Here is a 15,400-nt window from a genome sequence, read left to right on the forward strand (position 1 = left end):
GGCCTCACGAACGTTTGACAAAGATGACCAACGCGACCTCACTGACCTCATCACAGCGGGCTGAACTAACAGACCACGCGAAGCTGAGGTTCTTCACCAATAACAGCGAGGGGCTCGAGCACGGCGTCAGGCTGCGGGGGCGACGTGGCGGACTTGGCGATCCCGCCACGGTTTACTGGTCCAACCTTCATGTTGGAAACCAGGTGGAGGTTGCGATCTCGCCCCAAGCGCTGGCCGAGGAGTACGACACGGCGTTCGTGCTGGCTTGGGTGGCGCTTATTCGCAGGGAGGCTCCTCGTCCCACCAACCTCCATCGAGGGTCTGCCAGTTGGCCCACATTCGGATTCAGCTTCGACGAGGCGCTGAAGTTCATGAACGAGTGCGCGCTAATCCGCCGTGGACACCTTCGAAAGGATCGAGAAGAGGCAATCCGAGCGCATGCGAACACCCTTTCTGAAGAGGATCGCCTTCAACAGAACCTCGAGGCCGAGTACGAGCGCCTTCGCCCAACACAGCCTCAAGCGTTGATCGACCTCGTCCATAGGGCCGGCATCTCAGTCAAGTGCTGGTACCAAACGAAAGATGGTCGTCCGGTGGCCAAGCCGCGTAGCAATCCGGCTTACCGCTTCCGGTGGTCGTTCGGCGGTGGTGCGGAGCCAGCTTTGGCATCGCTTTGGCATGCTTCCATTGAACGAGCTGAAGGCCAGCTGCAATATGACGCCAACTTCCGGCAGGCGGCTGCAGACCTAGAGCGCGTGCAGGCGAACAGGACGAACCCCACCGACGTCGTTCAGCGAGCAGCTCAACAAGCACGGAGAGCGCGAAAGCTCGACGAACTCGTGCAGGGCGTGGGTGTTGGGGGGACGCTGCGCATCGTTTTCAACGAGGGCGAGATGCGCGACGACGATCAGCTTGGCGAGGAGAGCTCCCATGTCCGCGTCCGTCGATTGGATGATCTGCCTTGGACGGTGCACAGGTACGACAAGGGCACCGGAGCCTGCGTTCTTCGGCGCCTCCGCGAGCCTGCCAAGGACCAGCCGCCAGAACCGCCGAAGCTTCGATTCATCGACCAACATGATCTACCTGGCTCCGACGACCCTGAGCGCAAGACCGGCACTTCATCGGGAGTGGTGCGTGACGCGCTGGTGAGGGCCCGCGTCTTGGAGCGTGCTCAGGGCCAATGCGAGCTCTGTGATGCCGAGGGGTTCACTACCGCGGACGGCAGCAAGTACCTGGAGACGCACCACGTGGTGCCTCTTTCCGAGCGAGGAGTCGACCGCGAATGGAACGTGGCCGGCCTGTGCCCTGGCCACCATCGTGAAGCGCACTACGGTCTGCGACGTGAGGAGATTCGCGGAGAACTCATGGAGTTCCTACGCGGCGTGTTCGGGGAAGACATCGTCTTCGTGCGCGAGAGCTCAGATGGTGCCCAATGGCCGGGAACTGCAGAGCACGCGGCCTGACGTACGCGGCGCGCGGATCGTCCAACGTTGCGCCGGCCATCCAGGGCGACGCGCGTCTGGCGTATCGGCGCCGCTGCTGCGCTAGTGCTGGGATGTCTCGCGCGAAAGGCGTCGTCGAGTAGTCGAAGATGTTGGAATGACAGCGATCTACGACGCCTACAAGCCTCTTCGCAACTACTTGAGGACGTGCGACCTCAGCGCGTCGCTGGTCGACACCTGGAGGCTGTCCCAACATGTCGTGGAAGGCGCACCGCCGCCGAATCGTGTGGACCTGCCCGACTACACGGTGCAGGGTCAGGTCTTTCCCTGGGACCTGCCCTCGATTGCAAGGGAGGTGGTGCTTCACGCGCAGGACGGCGGGCGCAACCGGCTGAACTCGCTAACCGCCATCGCGAAGGTGGTGAACCCGTTGCGCCGCTCAGGCAACGAGGGCAGCAAGCTTCGCCTGCTGCAGCCGGACGACATCTTCGACGAGTTGCTTCGCATCTCGCATCAGCAGTTCCCTTGGCAGCAGCGCAACACGGCGAATGCGCTGATCCGTCATCTCAAGACCTTCGGTTCACCGCGGATAGCGCCACTGCTTCAACAGAAGACGGGCCTAACCGCCAAGGAGTTTTTCTTTCTTGGCCTCGCCCTCTCGGGCCACTTGTCCCGGCGGTGGGACATCAATGCCGACCAGGACTACGCGCACTTCGGTATCACGCGCGACCAGGCCATGTCCTTCTTCGGTCGCCTTGCTCTGCCAGTAGCCGAGCTGAAGAAGCGGTTGTCTGCGGATCATGCTATCGACGCCCGCTGGGACTTCATCTGGAACGCGCTTGAAGCCACGCCACTCATCGCGCTCGATCCAAGCCATCCCAACCGGCTCCATTGCCCGGTGCCTGCGCTCCTGCTGCGCAGGTTCAGCGGTGGGCTGTACTACGACCTGATTCACGTGCCAGCGTTTGGCGATGCCTTCGGGCGAGCCTTCGAGGACTACATTGGGGAGGTCATCGACGCTTCTTTTCCCGCCCAGGCCTACAAGTCTCACGAGGAGGTGCCGTACTACGTGGGCAAAGCTCGGCACGACGGTCCCGACTGGATCGTCAGCGGTGAAGACGCCAACCTGTTCGTTGAGTGCAAGACCAAGCGACTCACCCAGCTGGCGAAATCCGAGCCTGGGAACGTTGTGATGCGCGACGACATTGGCAAGATCGCTGATGCCATCGTCCAGCACTATCGGAACGTCCTTGAAGCCCAACAAGGCTTGTCGAAGTGGACCCCGAATGGGTTGCCATGCGTGCCTCTAGTTGTGACCTTCGAAGACTGGTTCTTCCTCGGTCCACAGATGCATGGGGTCCTGGCTGAGGGCGTCCGCGACCGACTAGGGCGGAAGGGCATGGACGTCAACCTCCCGTCGGTGATGCCGTACGCAGTGATGTCGGCCCGGGAGTTCGAAAGCTGTTGCGGCACCATCGCAGCCGTCGGGATCAAGGCCTTCTTCGAGGGGAAGAAAGAGGGTGAGTACGCCGGCTGGATGTGGGAAGACTACAGCGCAAAGCGGTTCCCGGGAATCAAGCGGGTCGACCTCCAAGCTGCCTTCTGGCGAGACTGGAGCGATGTGATCCCCGCGGAGGCCATGCCGCGCGAGTGGCGCGCCCCTTCATCGGGCTGAACGTGCGCAGCAGGCGGGAGGGACGCAGAGGTTCTGGCTCTGAGCGAGCGTGACTAGCCGGGTGGCCTCCTCGAGGGCGGACCAAAGTTGTGCTCGAGCGCCCACAGCAGCCGGTCCATGGCAACAGGATCGTGGAGCCCAAGGGTTCCGCGAGTGAGAACAAGGTGTTCGCGCTCGTCCTCCGACCACAAAATGTCCTCGTCGTCCAACGCGACCCATGCCCGCGGCTTCGACCATTTCACGTGTCTACGGACAATCTGACTCTTGTGAAGGCGCCAGTAATCCATCTCATCCATGGGCCGACCGTTGCGGCGATGCGGCACACGCGTGGTGAGGTCGTGAAACGTGAACCCGACAACGCGCTGAGCCAAGGGGCCTAGTTTCTCCAGAACTGCAGGCAGGCCATGAGCCCATGGCTGGGTCGACGTGAGCATGAGGGCAACTGCCGGCCAACCTTGGAGGGCGTCGTGCAGCGCTGGAACCGACTGGTACTCCCGATGACCGTCTTCGGCGGCCTCGCGACCATGCACGTATCGGTAGAACGAGAAGGACGGGTGCAAGACCCCGCTGATGCCGAGATACATCACTTGTTGGTCGCTCGGTGCGACGACTTCAGAATCGTTCATGGTGATCCCCGTGCCATCAGGTGCGACGGCGAAGGGGAAGCTTCTCAGCGAGATAGCTCACCAAGTGAGCCACCATCCGTGGGCCTGAACCGGCCCGGCATCCTGCTCCAGGACGACCAGGGCGCCTGCGGCGCAGGCACTTGAGAGCCTTCCTGAGCGAACTGAGCCCTGCCCGAGGGGACGCAACAGCTCGCCCCGCATTCATCGCTCCCATGGAGAGAGATGCTGGGCAGCTTGGCATCGACCAATGTGGGCCAACGCGTCACCTGCACGGGGGACGCCATGCATGTCGCGCGGTGACCCATCAACGCCCGCTCCTAGTACAAAAAAACATCCTAGGACAAATAGAACGACCTCAGAAGTCCGCGCTTTGAACTCGGCAGAGTTGGCATATTCGCCGATGTTTCCTATGCGTTTTTGCTCTTCGGCCGACACGGCAAGGCGTCCAAGCTGCGCTCAAAGGTATGAATTTGTGCGCTCAAAGGTACGAATTTCATGCGCTCAAAGGTACGAATTCGAGGCGTTGTGCTGGAGCCTGTTAAGGTGCCTGCCCTTCAACGCCAGCTCACTGAATTCGCCCCGTGTCTCTTGCTTCTACCGCGTCCCGCGTGGACGTCGCAGACCTACCCACCGAGGCGAGGCTGCACCGAGTTGTCGTGCTTCTCCCGAACCTTTTCCGTCCCGTCGAGACACGACTGCGCAACGTAAGCGTCCCAGCGGTTCAGCACAAGGGAACGTTCAGCGGCGGCAACGCTGTAGCGAGCTATCAAGGGCCGCAGCTTTCTGGTCTCGACCTGTGGGTGCTGCAAGCAGTTCTGGCAGAGGCCACGTCACTGCACGACTCAAATCGGGCCAGCCGCGATCCCAAGACCGGGCACATGGACATGGCGTGCAGCTTCAACAGGCTTGGCCAAGTGATGGGACATGCGTCTGCTGGTCAACTCAAAACGAATGCTTCGTTGGAGGCGAGTCTCGCTCGCCTACAGGCGGGAAAGATGAGCTGGTCTGAAGATCAGGCCCCCGCGGTCATGCTGCCGATGCTGTCGGTCATCGTGGGGCCAGGTCATGCCTCATCTCCGCAGGAGGGCGTCACTGGCCTCGCCGGTGGCCGGCGGAAGCGCCTTTGCTTGCGCTTGCATCCGCTCTTGGCGGAGGGCGTCGCCGCGGTGGGCCAAGAGAAGCATCACCTCAAGCTGCAGATGAGCGAAGTCCGTGCACTCAAGGCGCAATCCACTCGGCTCCTGCACCATCGGTTGACCCAGTCGAACTTGGGGGTGCCCGTGGAGTACGGGCGGGACACTTTGACCGGCTACATCGCTGCGACTGGCGCCTCACGCCATCAACAGCGGCGGCTCAATGAGCGCTTGGATGCGGCCTTGAACGAGCTTGAAGCGCTTGGCTGGACTATTCAGCTGATGAGTGAGCTAACAGTTTCCGGTGTACTTAAGTACAAGATCACGAGATTGAATCCAGGGCCCTGATTAAGTTAATGCAGGTTCTCGCGCGCCGAGACTTAATAGTTTCGGCCCCCAATGTCCGGCTGAGTTTCGCGCGCGGTTGCGCGAATAGCACGCATGCCCCCAGTACGCATCCGGATGACCCGTCTTGCCCCAGGGTGCTGTTGCACGGACAGGCTGCAGACGTACGATCCGTTCCCCACCTGCTGCTGGGCCCTGCGGCCGGCCCACGCGGTACTTTAGGGAGTGGAACCCGCCGCCTTACTTCGACTTTGGATTTCTCGGTGGAAGACGGAACTGCGTCAGGTTCGCCACGTCAATGTCCATCGCGCTGGCCAACTTCAAAAAAAAGTCGAACGTAAACGTGCCGCGGGAGATTCTCGAAGTGAGGGCGCCAGGGGTATATACCTCCCCAAGCCGGTCTTCAAGCAGGAGAGCCAACTCCTTGTAGCCGATACCGCGCTCGTCCATGTGCCATTGGACAAACCGATGCGCGTACCGATTCCAGGCAGTCTTCCGATTACGTGGAGGTGTTGCCTGAGCAACCTTCTCGGTTGCGTCAGTGGCGGTGTCCCCATCGAGGGGCGTGGAGTCTGAGGTCGAGGGCATTTAACCCGTAGAGGATTCGCTAACGCGATCACTGTACGGGCTCAGCTTTCGCCTTGAACTGTCCAATTGGACAGCTAATGTCGTTTACGAAATTTGGTTAGCTTAGAGCTTCAGTTTTCGAGCTCCGGCTTTCCTATACGGCCCATGGAACCTAACCAAGGAGCTGAAGTGAACAGTCAAACCAAGGCGACGCTGGCCAGCCGTGAGCCGCGCGTCAACATTGAGCATGAGGATGGCAGCCGGGCCCCCCTGCGGGTGCAAAGTGCCATGCCTACCGGCGATACGCGCTTCTCCACCGAGCGCGTTGTGGTGGTGGACCTGGACTCTGAGTACCCGCCCGCCGATGTGCGAACGGGCGCTCTGAGCCTGCGCGCTGCTAGACATTACAAGGGTCCTCCAGCTGAACGGGTCGAGAAGCTCCGCGAGGCGCTTTACGCCATGTTGGCCGAAAGGCACCCGCGATGGTCGGACCGGCGTCTTCGCGCGCTGGTGGCTCAGCACCAATACCTGGTGAACCTGCCCGATGGCAGCGCTGTGCTCGCCAAAGCTGGTAATGGTGCGACTGGTCTCACGACGCCGATGCTGCGAGAGGAGCGCGCGCCATGCTGACTGACGTCGAACTCGAGCGCTACTTTCTGAACCTCGGCATCAGTCGGGCCGGCCGTGACCTCATCACGACGGCGCGCAAGCAAAGCCCGGTGCGCGACGTTCAGCAGTCCAGTACGGTTCGCACGCGGTTTGTCAGCCGAAAGATGGACCGAGCGCTGCTTGCCGAGTCACACACGGTGGAGTTCCCAGGCTTGTACTTCCGCGAATTCGATAAGGAAACCCTCGAGTATTGGCCGCAACCGTTCAATTTATCGCTGAAGGTCGAAGCTCCGAGCGGCGCGGTGACGCGTGTCCCTCACGTCCCGGACCTGCTCGTGCTTCGCGAAAGCGAAGTCGTTGTCGAGGAATGGCGCGAAGAGAAGCGGCTCCGCCGCCTGGCAGCGCAGTACCCGCACCGGTACCGCAAGGTCGACGGGCGGTGGCACGACTCTTACGCCGAAGCACTCCTCGGACCGATGAACATTCGGTACCACCTGAGGTCTGCCGATGAGCATCCGCGAATCTGGTTGGCGAACCTGGGCCTCCTCGAGGACTACACGCTGGAAACAGCGGCCCCTGTCCCGAATGCTGAACGCCAGCGGCTGCTCGATTTGCTGCAGGAGGAGCGCAAGGTCAACTACCTCGACCTGCTTCACCACCATGGTTTCAACGCGGACGACGTCATGCAGACGGTCCTCCTGCAGGACGTGTACGTTGACTTGAAGGAACGGCGTATCAGCGAGACCCAAGACCTGGTCATCTACGCCGATGAAGCTACCGGCAGGGCGGACGCCATTCTTCAGCAAGCGTCGCTTCACACCTTCCCTGACTGCGTGCTGAACATTGAGCCGGGTGCCGAGTTTCTCTATGGGGGGAACATGCACCGGATCGTCCTCGTCGGTGACAAGGACGTGCAGGCGCGCACCGCGGGTGGCCAACTCATCACGTTGATGCTGTCTGAGATTACTCAGATGGTGAAGGACCGCCTAATCGTTCCGACGGGCGCCCATGCCGTGAACCGGGAGTTCAACGAGAAAGCGCTCCTCAAGTCCAAGAAGCTCCCCGCTGCGGTGAAGCGCCTGCACGCGCTCAAGAATCCCAAAGCCTCTGGAGTGCCCGCAAGAACCCTTCGGAAGTGGAGGGACAGGATCGCCGGGCTTCAGACAGAGGAGGCAATGCTCGAAGCGCTGATGGACAGCCACGATGGCAACAGGAATTCGGCGCTGACGGACGCGTCGCTTGAAAAGATGCAGGAGGCGGTGGATTCGTTCCACAACAAGGAGAACGCGCCTACCAAGCAGGCTACGTTCGACGTGTACGTGGAGCTATGTGCGGCCGCAGGCATCGAATCCATGAGCCGCTCGACCTTCTTCGAGCGCATCGGCAAGCTGGAGGACCACAAGTCCCGCTACGGCACGAAGAGGGACTACCAGGATGCGGAGCTGCCTTGGTATGCCGAGTACCGGGAACCCGTGAACGGACATCTGCCCCACGGGGTGGCGTACATGGACCACACGCCTCTGCCGCAGATGCTTCGAGGCTTGAAGTTCGGGAATCTCGGCAAGCCCACGCTGACTCTCATGACTGATGGCGCGGTCAGCTGCCCGCGCGCTTTCTTCTTGAGCTTCAAAAACGCTCGGACGTACTCGGTGCTGATGTGCCTTCGCGACTACGTTCGTCGTCACGGCGTGCTCCCGCGCATCTTGGTCGTGGACAACGGGAAGGAATTTCACAGCCACGAGCTCGAGGCGTTTGCGGACATCTTCAAGTTCACCATCAGGTGGCGACGGCCATCGAAGCCGCGCGACTCAGCCGTCGTGGAGTCTGCCCTTGGTATTACACAGCGGGAGGTCACGGACCTCCTGATGGGAACCAGCAAGGAACTCCAGAAGAACGCGCGAAGCGTCTCGGCTACGCACGCGCCGGACAAGCACATCGAGTGGACGCTGAAGGCGCTCCATGGATCGCTGAACAACTACTTCTTCACGACGCTGATGCAGCGAGTCCATCCAGTTCACGGGATGACTCCTCTCGAGTACGAGCAGAAGTTGAACTTCGAGCTGGGATCGCGCTCACATCGGGCAATCGCCTACAACGGCCTCTTCCGCATCCTCTCCGCGCCAAGTCCGAAGCGACGGCATCCCCGGAAGCTCGACCGCCGTCGGGGCGTCTGGGTGGACCGAGCTTGGTACTGGCATCCCGAACTGGCTAAGGCTCGGCCGAAGGAATACGCACGGGTGAAGACGGAGCCGTTCAACGCCCAGGTGATTTACGTCGAGTTCCGCGGGGAATGGTTGATCGCGAAGTCGCGAGAGCCGGCTCTGTTCGGTCGCTACCTTAGCGAGGTGGAGGAGTACCAGAAGCGGCACGAACGCATGGAAGCCGGCAACGCCGCTCAGCGGGACCGGAAGACCATCAGGCATGTCCAGCACCGCGTCGCGTCATGGATAGACCCCACGAAGTGGGATGACAGGCTGCGGGAGCAGAACGCGGAAGAGCAGCGCATCTACGCCAACTTGGGCATGGCAGAGGCGATGCCCGAGGCCGCGAACCCGGTACCTCAAGAGCTCATTCTGGGCGTTCCCAAGCGCAGCGCCGCTGTCTCGCCGGCCGATGTTGAGCAAGACAGTGGCGAGTCCAAGCCGGTCCGCGCTGTCAAGAGGCCTGTTAGCACCAAGCCTGCACCAGCGGACAAGCGGTTGGCGGTCTACGTGACCGATGAGCCGACGGTCGAGGAAGCGGACGTCGAAGACGACGAGGACTACGAGGAGGAGCAGTTCTAACCCAACAACCTGCTCCACCCATGCAACTTTGCGGCTCGCTCGCACGAGGCGCCTTGAAACTCAGTATCGAGACCATTCCCATCATGACCCAGACCAACGGGCGCAAGGGCGCCATCACCCAGGACGAGTTGGACGACACCCTTGAGCAGGTGACGGCCAGCGCCGTCGCCGACATCGAAGACGAAGACGAACACGAGGACCAGGACGAAGACGAGGCCGAGGACCGTCATGCGCGTCGCAAGCCGAAGGCTAAGCCGAAGTCGTACATGACGAAGCTCAATCCGGAGCAGCAGGCGCGCCAACTGGCGTTCAAGAACTACCGCATCACGCATCCCGCGCTGCGAGCAGTGGTCGCAGACATGCTCCCCCTGTTGATGATTGGCGCGGAGACCAATGTGATCGCCGTCACTGGAGCGACCGGAGTGGGGAAGTCGACTCTTACCAAGGTGATGCTTCAAGGTCTGGTCGACGAGTTCGACCCGCTCATGGAAGAGGACCGATCCGCGGTGCACCTTGTGTACGTTGAAGCGCGGCGCGACGGCAACTCCCGGAACCTGTTCGGCCGCCTCTACCGAAAGCTCATCGCACAGCTGCATGAGCCAGGTATGGAGAAGAAGGTGCCGTTCAGCATTGTCGACGGCCGCATGGTGATGCACTCTCGTACCGGCTCTACGGTGGATGACCTTCGCGACATTCTTGAGACTTGCCTCCGGCAGCGGAAGACCAGGGTCGTGGTGATCGACGAGGCGGCGCAACTTAACCGCTTCGGCAAGCCCGAGGACGTCATGGACACCATCAAATCCCTCGCAAACACGACCGGCACCAAGTTTGTCCTGGTGGGAAGCTTCGACCTGTTCGACATCCTCGAAACGAGCGGGCAGATCGCGCGACGCACGGCGCTCCTGAACATGGAGCGTTATGACGCCGAGAACGCGGAGGACCTCAAGGCCTTCAAGAAGATGGTGAAGTCTTTGCAGGAGAACTGGCCCTGCCGCGAGAAGCCAAACTTCGTAGCCATCGCTAAGGAGCTCTGCGTCGTATCGCTGGGTTGCGTAGGCCTGCTGAAGGCCTTCATGCTCGACGCCGCGAACCTGCAGATGCGGAACGCAGGTGAGGCGTGGGACCCCAAGTTCATGCTGAAGGCGCAGAAGGCCATGGGATTGCGCAGCATCATCGAGGATGAGATTAAGCGCGGTGAGACGAGGGTTCGCGACGCGGTTTACGGCAACTCCGCCTGGGATGAGGCGAAGTTTGATGAGCTCGTGGCGCGGATGACGTCTAGCGAGCGGAAGAAGGCATATGCGATCTGACCGCACGCTGTTCTATCCGTTGGAGGCGCGCGGAGTCGGGACCGCGGACGTCGAAAGCCTGCGGAGCTATGTCGAACGCCTGACGTTGGCGCATCGGTTGAAGCCGAGGTCGCTGTTGCACGAGTTGGTCAACAGTTCTCCCGCACTTCAGAAAGCGACCGCGGCTCGACACCTGGGCGAGGGCTGGTACGTGCATGGGACGGGTGAAGTTGCCCAGCTGGTCGCTAAGGCACTGACCGCGAGCACGACCGTGGATGTCGAAGCATGCAGCCTTGCACGCTTCAGCTCCATGTTTTGCTCTGTAGGCCTCACACGACAGACGCCACTGTACTGTCCGGTGTGCGTTGCGGAACCGTCGCCGAGTGGCCTGCCTTACGGACGTCTTCTTTGGGTGATCGCCGGGGTGGAAGCTTGTCCGAAACACCGAGTTCGGCTGCGTAGCTCCGATGATTGCGGTGCTCCTGACCACGAGCGACTCTCGCTTCGGGCACGACCGGCCGTTCAAGGAGTTTGCTCTTCTTGCGGGAGCGTGGGCTTTAAGTGCCAGGCATCCTGCGCCGCTGAAGCTGCGACCCCTGAGGAGGTATCGGTTGCAGAGCAGGTCGGCAAATTGGTCGCCCTCAACCAGACGCAGGCAAGCGCCATGACTGGGTCTTCGCTCATGTTGGGGATTCGGGCAGCCCTGGACGAGTGCTTCGAGGGAAAGCCGGTGAATGCTGCGCTGGCAGCAGGACTTTCCCGGTCCACCGTCTGGAGCTGGCTGAAAGAAGGGCGCCTGCCATCCTTGATGGCGCTGCTGAAATTCTGTGCAGCTTCGAAGTGCGACCTGGTCGCGACCATGTCGGGCTCCTACCAACGCCTGAATCGTTGCCAGACGCAGGTTGCGAAGCCGCGGCGTTACCGGCGTAACGGACTCTCGGACGAGGAGCTCCGTCGAGCAATCTCAACTGCGGCCGCTAGCAATCCACCGGTGGCGGGGATTGCATTGGCCAAGGCGCTCAACCTTGATGTGAAGATGCTGCGAACAAGGTTTCCCCAGGAGTACGGCGTCCTTCAAGAACGACGCCGCGCTCACTGGGACCAGGAAGTCTTGGCCCGTAGAACTGAACACGAGAGGAAGTTCCACGAGGCCGCGCAGGTGCTAATTGCCGAAGGCAGGCCCGTAACCCGGAAGGCTGTTCAGCGCATGACAGGAGTGCGGGCGTTTGGCCACGACGGAAACCGAGGGATTGCGCTGGACAACGTACTTCGGTCGCTACCTTTAGGGTAGGTAGGACCGGGCCGCATAGGTTTTCAGCCAGACAAAAAAGCACAACGGGACCAGATGGTCCCGTTGTCGTTCCTGCTTCTGGCTTGCGGAAGGGCCGTGGCCCCTTGGTCAGGACCTTTACGAGCCACAGCGCGCTTTAGCGGCAATCCGGCCTGGTTGTGCCGTTTTTGGTCCGGCCTGATTTTGCCGTTTCTGAAATCCGGCCTGGTTCTGCCAATCCGGCCTGATTAGGCCGAATTTGTCAACACGCGTGACAACCGGCTTCTCTGTGTTCTTGGTGCGACCGGCAAGAATCGAACTTGCGACTAGGCCTTCGGAGGGCCCAATGATATCCACTTCACCACGGTCGCCATGGGAAGCGCGCATTCTAGCCTCGTTCTGAGCCGCGTCGCCAAAACACCTCGCGATCGGGCGCCGCTTGGGCCCCGCGTGGGCGCCGCGGGTCGCGCGGGGGACAGGTCTCGACCTTGACGAAAGCCCCAGGGTGGGGCGTCAGGGGGCTGGCTATACTGCGCCGATTTGCTGTTCCCCGGTCCGGTTTCCGGAGGGCCCGGCGCCATGCGGCGGGCCCGGAGACACGGACTCGCTTCTGCCGTATTCGATTCGATCCACGAGGAATTCATGAGCGGAACCCAGGACCACGCCAACGCCCAGGACACGCACGCCGACGGTCATGACGCCCACGAGGGCCCGATCAAGACCCCCAAGCAACTGATCGCCGCGGTCTTCTTCGCGTTCGTGATCCCGATCGTGATCATCGTGATGCTCGCGAACTACGTCTCCAGCGAGATCAAGCCCGCCGCCGGCTCCACCGGCCTGGAAGAAGAGGCTGTCGCGGCCCGCATCCAGCGCGTGGGCGCCATCGAGCTCAAGGACCTGTCCAACCCCGCATCGATGAAGACCGGCGAGCAGGTCTTCCAGGCGCAGTGCTCGGCCTGCCACGCCACCGGCGCCGCGGGCGCCCCCAAGCTCGGCGACCACGACGCCTGGGGCCCGCGCGTGAAGAGCGGCTTCGACGCGCTGGTGCATTCGGCGCTGAAGGGCAAGGGCAACATGGGCCCGCAGGGCGGCGGCGACTTCTCCGACTTCGAGATCTCCCGCGCCGTGGTCTACATGGCCAACCAGGGCGGCGCCAAGTTCGACGAGCCGAAGGCGCCTGCCGCCGCGGCCTCCGGCGCCGAGGCCGGTGCCTCGGCGGCCTCGCAGTAAGCGGAGTCCCCCGAACCAAGAAAGCCGACCCGAGGGTCGGCTTTTTCATGCCCGGCGGCGGGCGCGGCGAGCGCCCGCGCGGGGTCAGGGCTTGCCGCCCTCGCCCCCGCCCTCGCCGTGGCCGCCCTTCGGATCGAGCGGCGCCAGCACCACCCCGTGCCGGGCGACCAGTTCGGCGTGCGTCGCCTTGGACATCGTCCAGCGCCCCGCCTCGAGCGCGTCCGCCGCCGGACCCATGTCCTGCGTGTGCACCAGGCCCAGGCCCAGGTCGGTCTCGAGGAACAGCCGGTCCGCCTCGTCCAGCACCGCGCCGTCGACGCGCGCCTCACGGCCGGTATGGCTCAGCACCCGGCCGTCCGGCTGCAGGCGCCAGATCCAGGGCGCCGCCTCGAGTTGCACGTAGACCCGCTGCGGCCCGTTCTGGAAGAACCAGGCGCCCTGGCCGTCGACGCCGTAATTGCGGTCGATGAAGCCGATCAGCTTGTCGTGCACGATGCGGCTGCCCTTCACGGCCGGGAACGGGCCTGCGGCCTGGATGCGCTCGTCGCGCATGTACCAGTCGCCGCGCGCGTCCAGCGCCAGCCAGCCGTAGCAATGCGGCACGTTGGGCCACTTCTTCAGCGCCGCTTCGACGATCGCATCCATCGCGTCTCCCGTTTGCTCGTCCGCGCGGCTCAGAGCCGCTTCGCCAGCCAGTCGGTGACCCGCTGCGGCATCGTCCGCACATGGCCCGGAGGCCGGCCCGACGGGAAGCCGACATGGCCGCCCTCGCGCGGCTGCCACAGCGTGACGTGCGCGCCGACATGGCCCTGCTCCGGCAGGCTGCGTGCCGGCACGAACGGGTCGTTGCGCGCGTTCAGCACCAGCGCCGGCACGCGGATCCGCGCCAGGTGCGGCTTGGCCGAGGCGCGCAGCCAGTAATCGTCGACGTCCCGGAAGCCATGCAGCGGGCCGGTGAACAGGTTGTCGAACTCATGCAGATTGCGCACGCGGCGCATCCGTTCGCCGTCGAACAGGCCCGGATGCTGCGCGAGCTTGCTCATCGCCTTGGGGATCATCGTGCGCAGGAACATGCGCGTGTAGACCAGCCCGTTGAAGCCCTTGCCGATCGCATGGCCGGCGGCGGTGAGGTCCACCGGCGAGCAGATCGAGCACACCGCCTTCACCGTCTTTCCGGCCTCCTCGCCGGCCTCCTGGGCCCAGCGCAGCAGCGCGTTGCCGCCCAGCGAGACGCCCGCGGCCACCATCGGCCCGCGATGCGACGCGCGCAGTCGCTCGAGCATCCAGCCGATCTCCACGTAATCGCCGGAGTGGTACGCGCGCGGCGCCAGGTTGAGCTCGCCCGAGCAGCCGCGGAAGTAGGGCATCGCGAAGGCCCAGCCGCGTTGCCGTGCGACCGCGGCGAAGGCCTGCACGTACTGGCTCTCGACCGAGCCTTCCAGGCCATGGAACAGCACCAGCAGCGGGCGCTCCGCCGCCGGGCCCTCGGGCGCCGCGGTGGAAGGTTCGATCAGGTGCTCGACGTCGACGAAGTCGCCGTCCGGCGTCTGCCAGCGTTCGCGGCGGAATTGCGGCGGCGGACCTTCGTAGCGCCGCGCGAACAGCGCGGGCCAGATCGTCTGGGCATGGCCTCCGGGCAACCAGGGAGGCGCCTGGTACTGCATGAACGGACCTCTCAGTGCAGGGTGGTCGGGGCGCCGACGGACACGATCGACAACTCCTGCTTCACGTCCTGCGACGTGCCCGGGCTCGCGTGGTGGGCCACCAGGCGCCAGCCCAGCGCGGTCTTCAGGTAGACATTGGTGGCGACCACCCAGGCGCTCTGCGTGCCGTCCTCGTCGGTGAACTCGACGCGCTCCAGCACCTGATGGATCGCGGTCTCGCCGGCGACCAGCTTGCGCTGGCACTCCGGGTGCACCGGCACCGATCCGCGCGCGAAGATCTCCTCGAAGCTCGCCCGGATCGCCGCCGCGCCGACCACGCGCGGTCCGCCCGGATGCACGCAGCAGACCTCGTCCTCGTCGCCCCAGACGGCCATCAGCCGCTCCAGGTCGCCGGCCTGCAAGGCCTCGTAGAACTGCGCTTCGGTGTCCTCGGGGGAGGCCAGCAACAGGGCGGTCTGAGGCTTGCGCACCATGGGCAGTTCCTTGTTCAGCGGGCCGCGGCGCCGGCGTTCAGTGGCCGGAGGGCAGGGCCTCGCCAGCCTTGAGCTTGTAGAGCGTGCCGCAGTAGGGGCAGGCGCCCTCGCCGGCGTGGCTCAGGTCGATGTAGACGCGCGGGTGGTTGCTCCACAGCGGCATCCTGGGGTTGGGGCAGAAGACGACGCCAGGACCTTGCAGGTCCTGCGCGGTGACTTCGACGGTGGCCTTGGGCGTGGTGGTGTTGGCGCTCATGATCTTGTTCTGGAAGGCTTGCTGGAAATGCTGGCGGC

Annotated in this window: 13 protein-coding genes and 1 tRNA gene; 7 read left to right on the forward strand and 7 right to left on the reverse strand. The window is 63.2% G+C overall.

Annotation, left to right across the window (positions count from 1 at the left end):
* The first annotated feature begins 23 nt into the window (after positions 1-23).
* Together ABDW61_RS01625 and ABDW61_RS01630 are read left to right on the forward strand one after the other, a co-directional pair.
* Entirely contained in the window at positions 24-1,463 is a 1,440-nt protein-coding gene (locus ABDW61_RS01625) for an HNH endonuclease signature motif containing protein (protein ID WP_343635537.1), read from the forward strand.
* Positions 1,464-1,599: 136 nt separating this feature from the next.
* Entirely contained in the window at positions 1,600-3,117 is a 1,518-nt protein-coding gene (locus ABDW61_RS01630) for a hypothetical protein (RefSeq protein WP_343635539.1), read from the forward strand.
* A 53-nt stretch (positions 3,118-3,170) separates the two neighbouring features.
* On the opposite strand, the gene ABDW61_RS01635 is transcribed toward ABDW61_RS01630, so the two are convergent.
* Positions 3,171-3,743, reverse strand: coding sequence for an HAD domain-containing protein (locus ABDW61_RS01635; protein WP_343635541.1), 573 nt, complete (start codon positions 3,741-3,743; stop codon positions 3,171-3,173).
* Positions 3,744-4,399: 656 nt separating this feature from the next.
* Here ABDW61_RS01635 and repC point away from each other — a divergent pair.
* The 4 genes from repC (at position 4,400) to ABDW61_RS01655 (ending at position 10,490) form a co-directional block, all read left to right on the forward strand.
* Complete coding sequence (repC, locus tag ABDW61_RS01640; RefSeq protein ID WP_343635543.1) at positions 4,400-5,224, forward strand: replication protein C, IncQ-type; 825 nt, start codon at positions 4,400-4,402, stop codon at positions 5,222-5,224.
* Positions 5,225-5,977: 753 nt separating this feature from the next.
* Complete coding sequence (locus ABDW61_RS01645; RefSeq protein WP_343635545.1) at positions 5,978-6,418, forward strand: hypothetical protein; 441 nt, start codon at positions 5,978-5,980, stop codon at positions 6,416-6,418.
* Positions 6,412-9,180 (forward strand): transposase family protein, encoded by a 2,769-nt coding sequence (locus ABDW61_RS01650; protein ID WP_343635547.1) that lies wholly within the window; start codon positions 6,412-6,414, stop codon positions 9,178-9,180. Before ABDW61_RS01645 ends, ABDW61_RS01650 begins: the two co-directional genes overlap by 7 nt.
* Positions 9,181-9,263: 83 nt before the next feature.
* Positions 9,264-10,490 (forward strand): ATP-binding protein, encoded by a 1,227-nt coding sequence (locus ABDW61_RS01655; RefSeq protein ID WP_343635549.1) that lies wholly within the window; start codon positions 9,264-9,266, stop codon positions 10,488-10,490.
* 501 nt (positions 10,491-10,991) lie between these two features.
* Here the strand turns inward: ABDW61_RS01655 and ABDW61_RS01660 are convergent.
* Positions 10,992-11,330, reverse strand: a complete 339-nt coding sequence (locus ABDW61_RS01660) for a hypothetical protein (protein ID WP_343635551.1) — start codon at positions 11,328-11,330, stop codon at positions 10,992-10,994.
* Between the two features lie 705 nt (positions 11,331-12,035).
* Positions 12,036-12,110, reverse strand: a tRNA-Arg gene (locus tag ABDW61_RS01665).
* A gap of 271 nt (positions 12,111-12,381) precedes the next feature.
* Here ABDW61_RS01665 and ABDW61_RS01670 point away from each other — a divergent pair.
* Positions 12,382-12,969 (forward strand): c-type cytochrome, encoded by a 588-nt coding sequence (locus tag ABDW61_RS01670; RefSeq protein WP_343635553.1) that lies wholly within the window; start codon positions 12,382-12,384, stop codon positions 12,967-12,969.
* An 84-nt stretch (positions 12,970-13,053) separates the two neighbouring features.
* Here the strand turns inward: ABDW61_RS01670 and ABDW61_RS01675 are convergent, their stop codons facing one another.
* The 4 genes from ABDW61_RS01675 to ABDW61_RS01690 are packed head-to-tail and all read right to left on the reverse strand — an operon-like array spanning position 13,054 to position 15,362.
* Entirely contained in the window at positions 13,054-13,614 is a 561-nt protein-coding gene (locus ABDW61_RS01675; RefSeq protein WP_343635555.1) for a DUF2946 family protein, read from the reverse strand.
* A gap of 29 nt (positions 13,615-13,643) precedes the next feature.
* Entirely contained in the window at positions 13,644-14,633 is a 990-nt protein-coding gene (locus ABDW61_RS01680; protein WP_343635557.1) for an alpha/beta fold hydrolase, read from the reverse strand.
* An 11-nt stretch (positions 14,634-14,644) separates the two neighbouring features.
* A complete protein-coding gene (locus ABDW61_RS01685; protein WP_343635559.1) occupies positions 14,645-15,106 on the reverse strand; it encodes a nuclear transport factor 2 family protein in 462 nt (153 codons plus the stop codon).
* Positions 15,107-15,143: 37 nt separating this feature from the next.
* Positions 15,144-15,362, reverse strand: coding sequence for a zinc-finger domain-containing protein (locus tag ABDW61_RS01690; protein WP_343635561.1), 219 nt, complete (start codon positions 15,360-15,362; stop codon positions 15,144-15,146).
* Positions 15,363-15,400: the final 38 nt, after the last annotated feature.

This window comes from Roseateles sp. (assembly GCF_039595595.1).
Lineage (GTDB): Bacteria > Pseudomonadota > Gammaproteobacteria > Burkholderiales > Burkholderiaceae_C > Roseateles.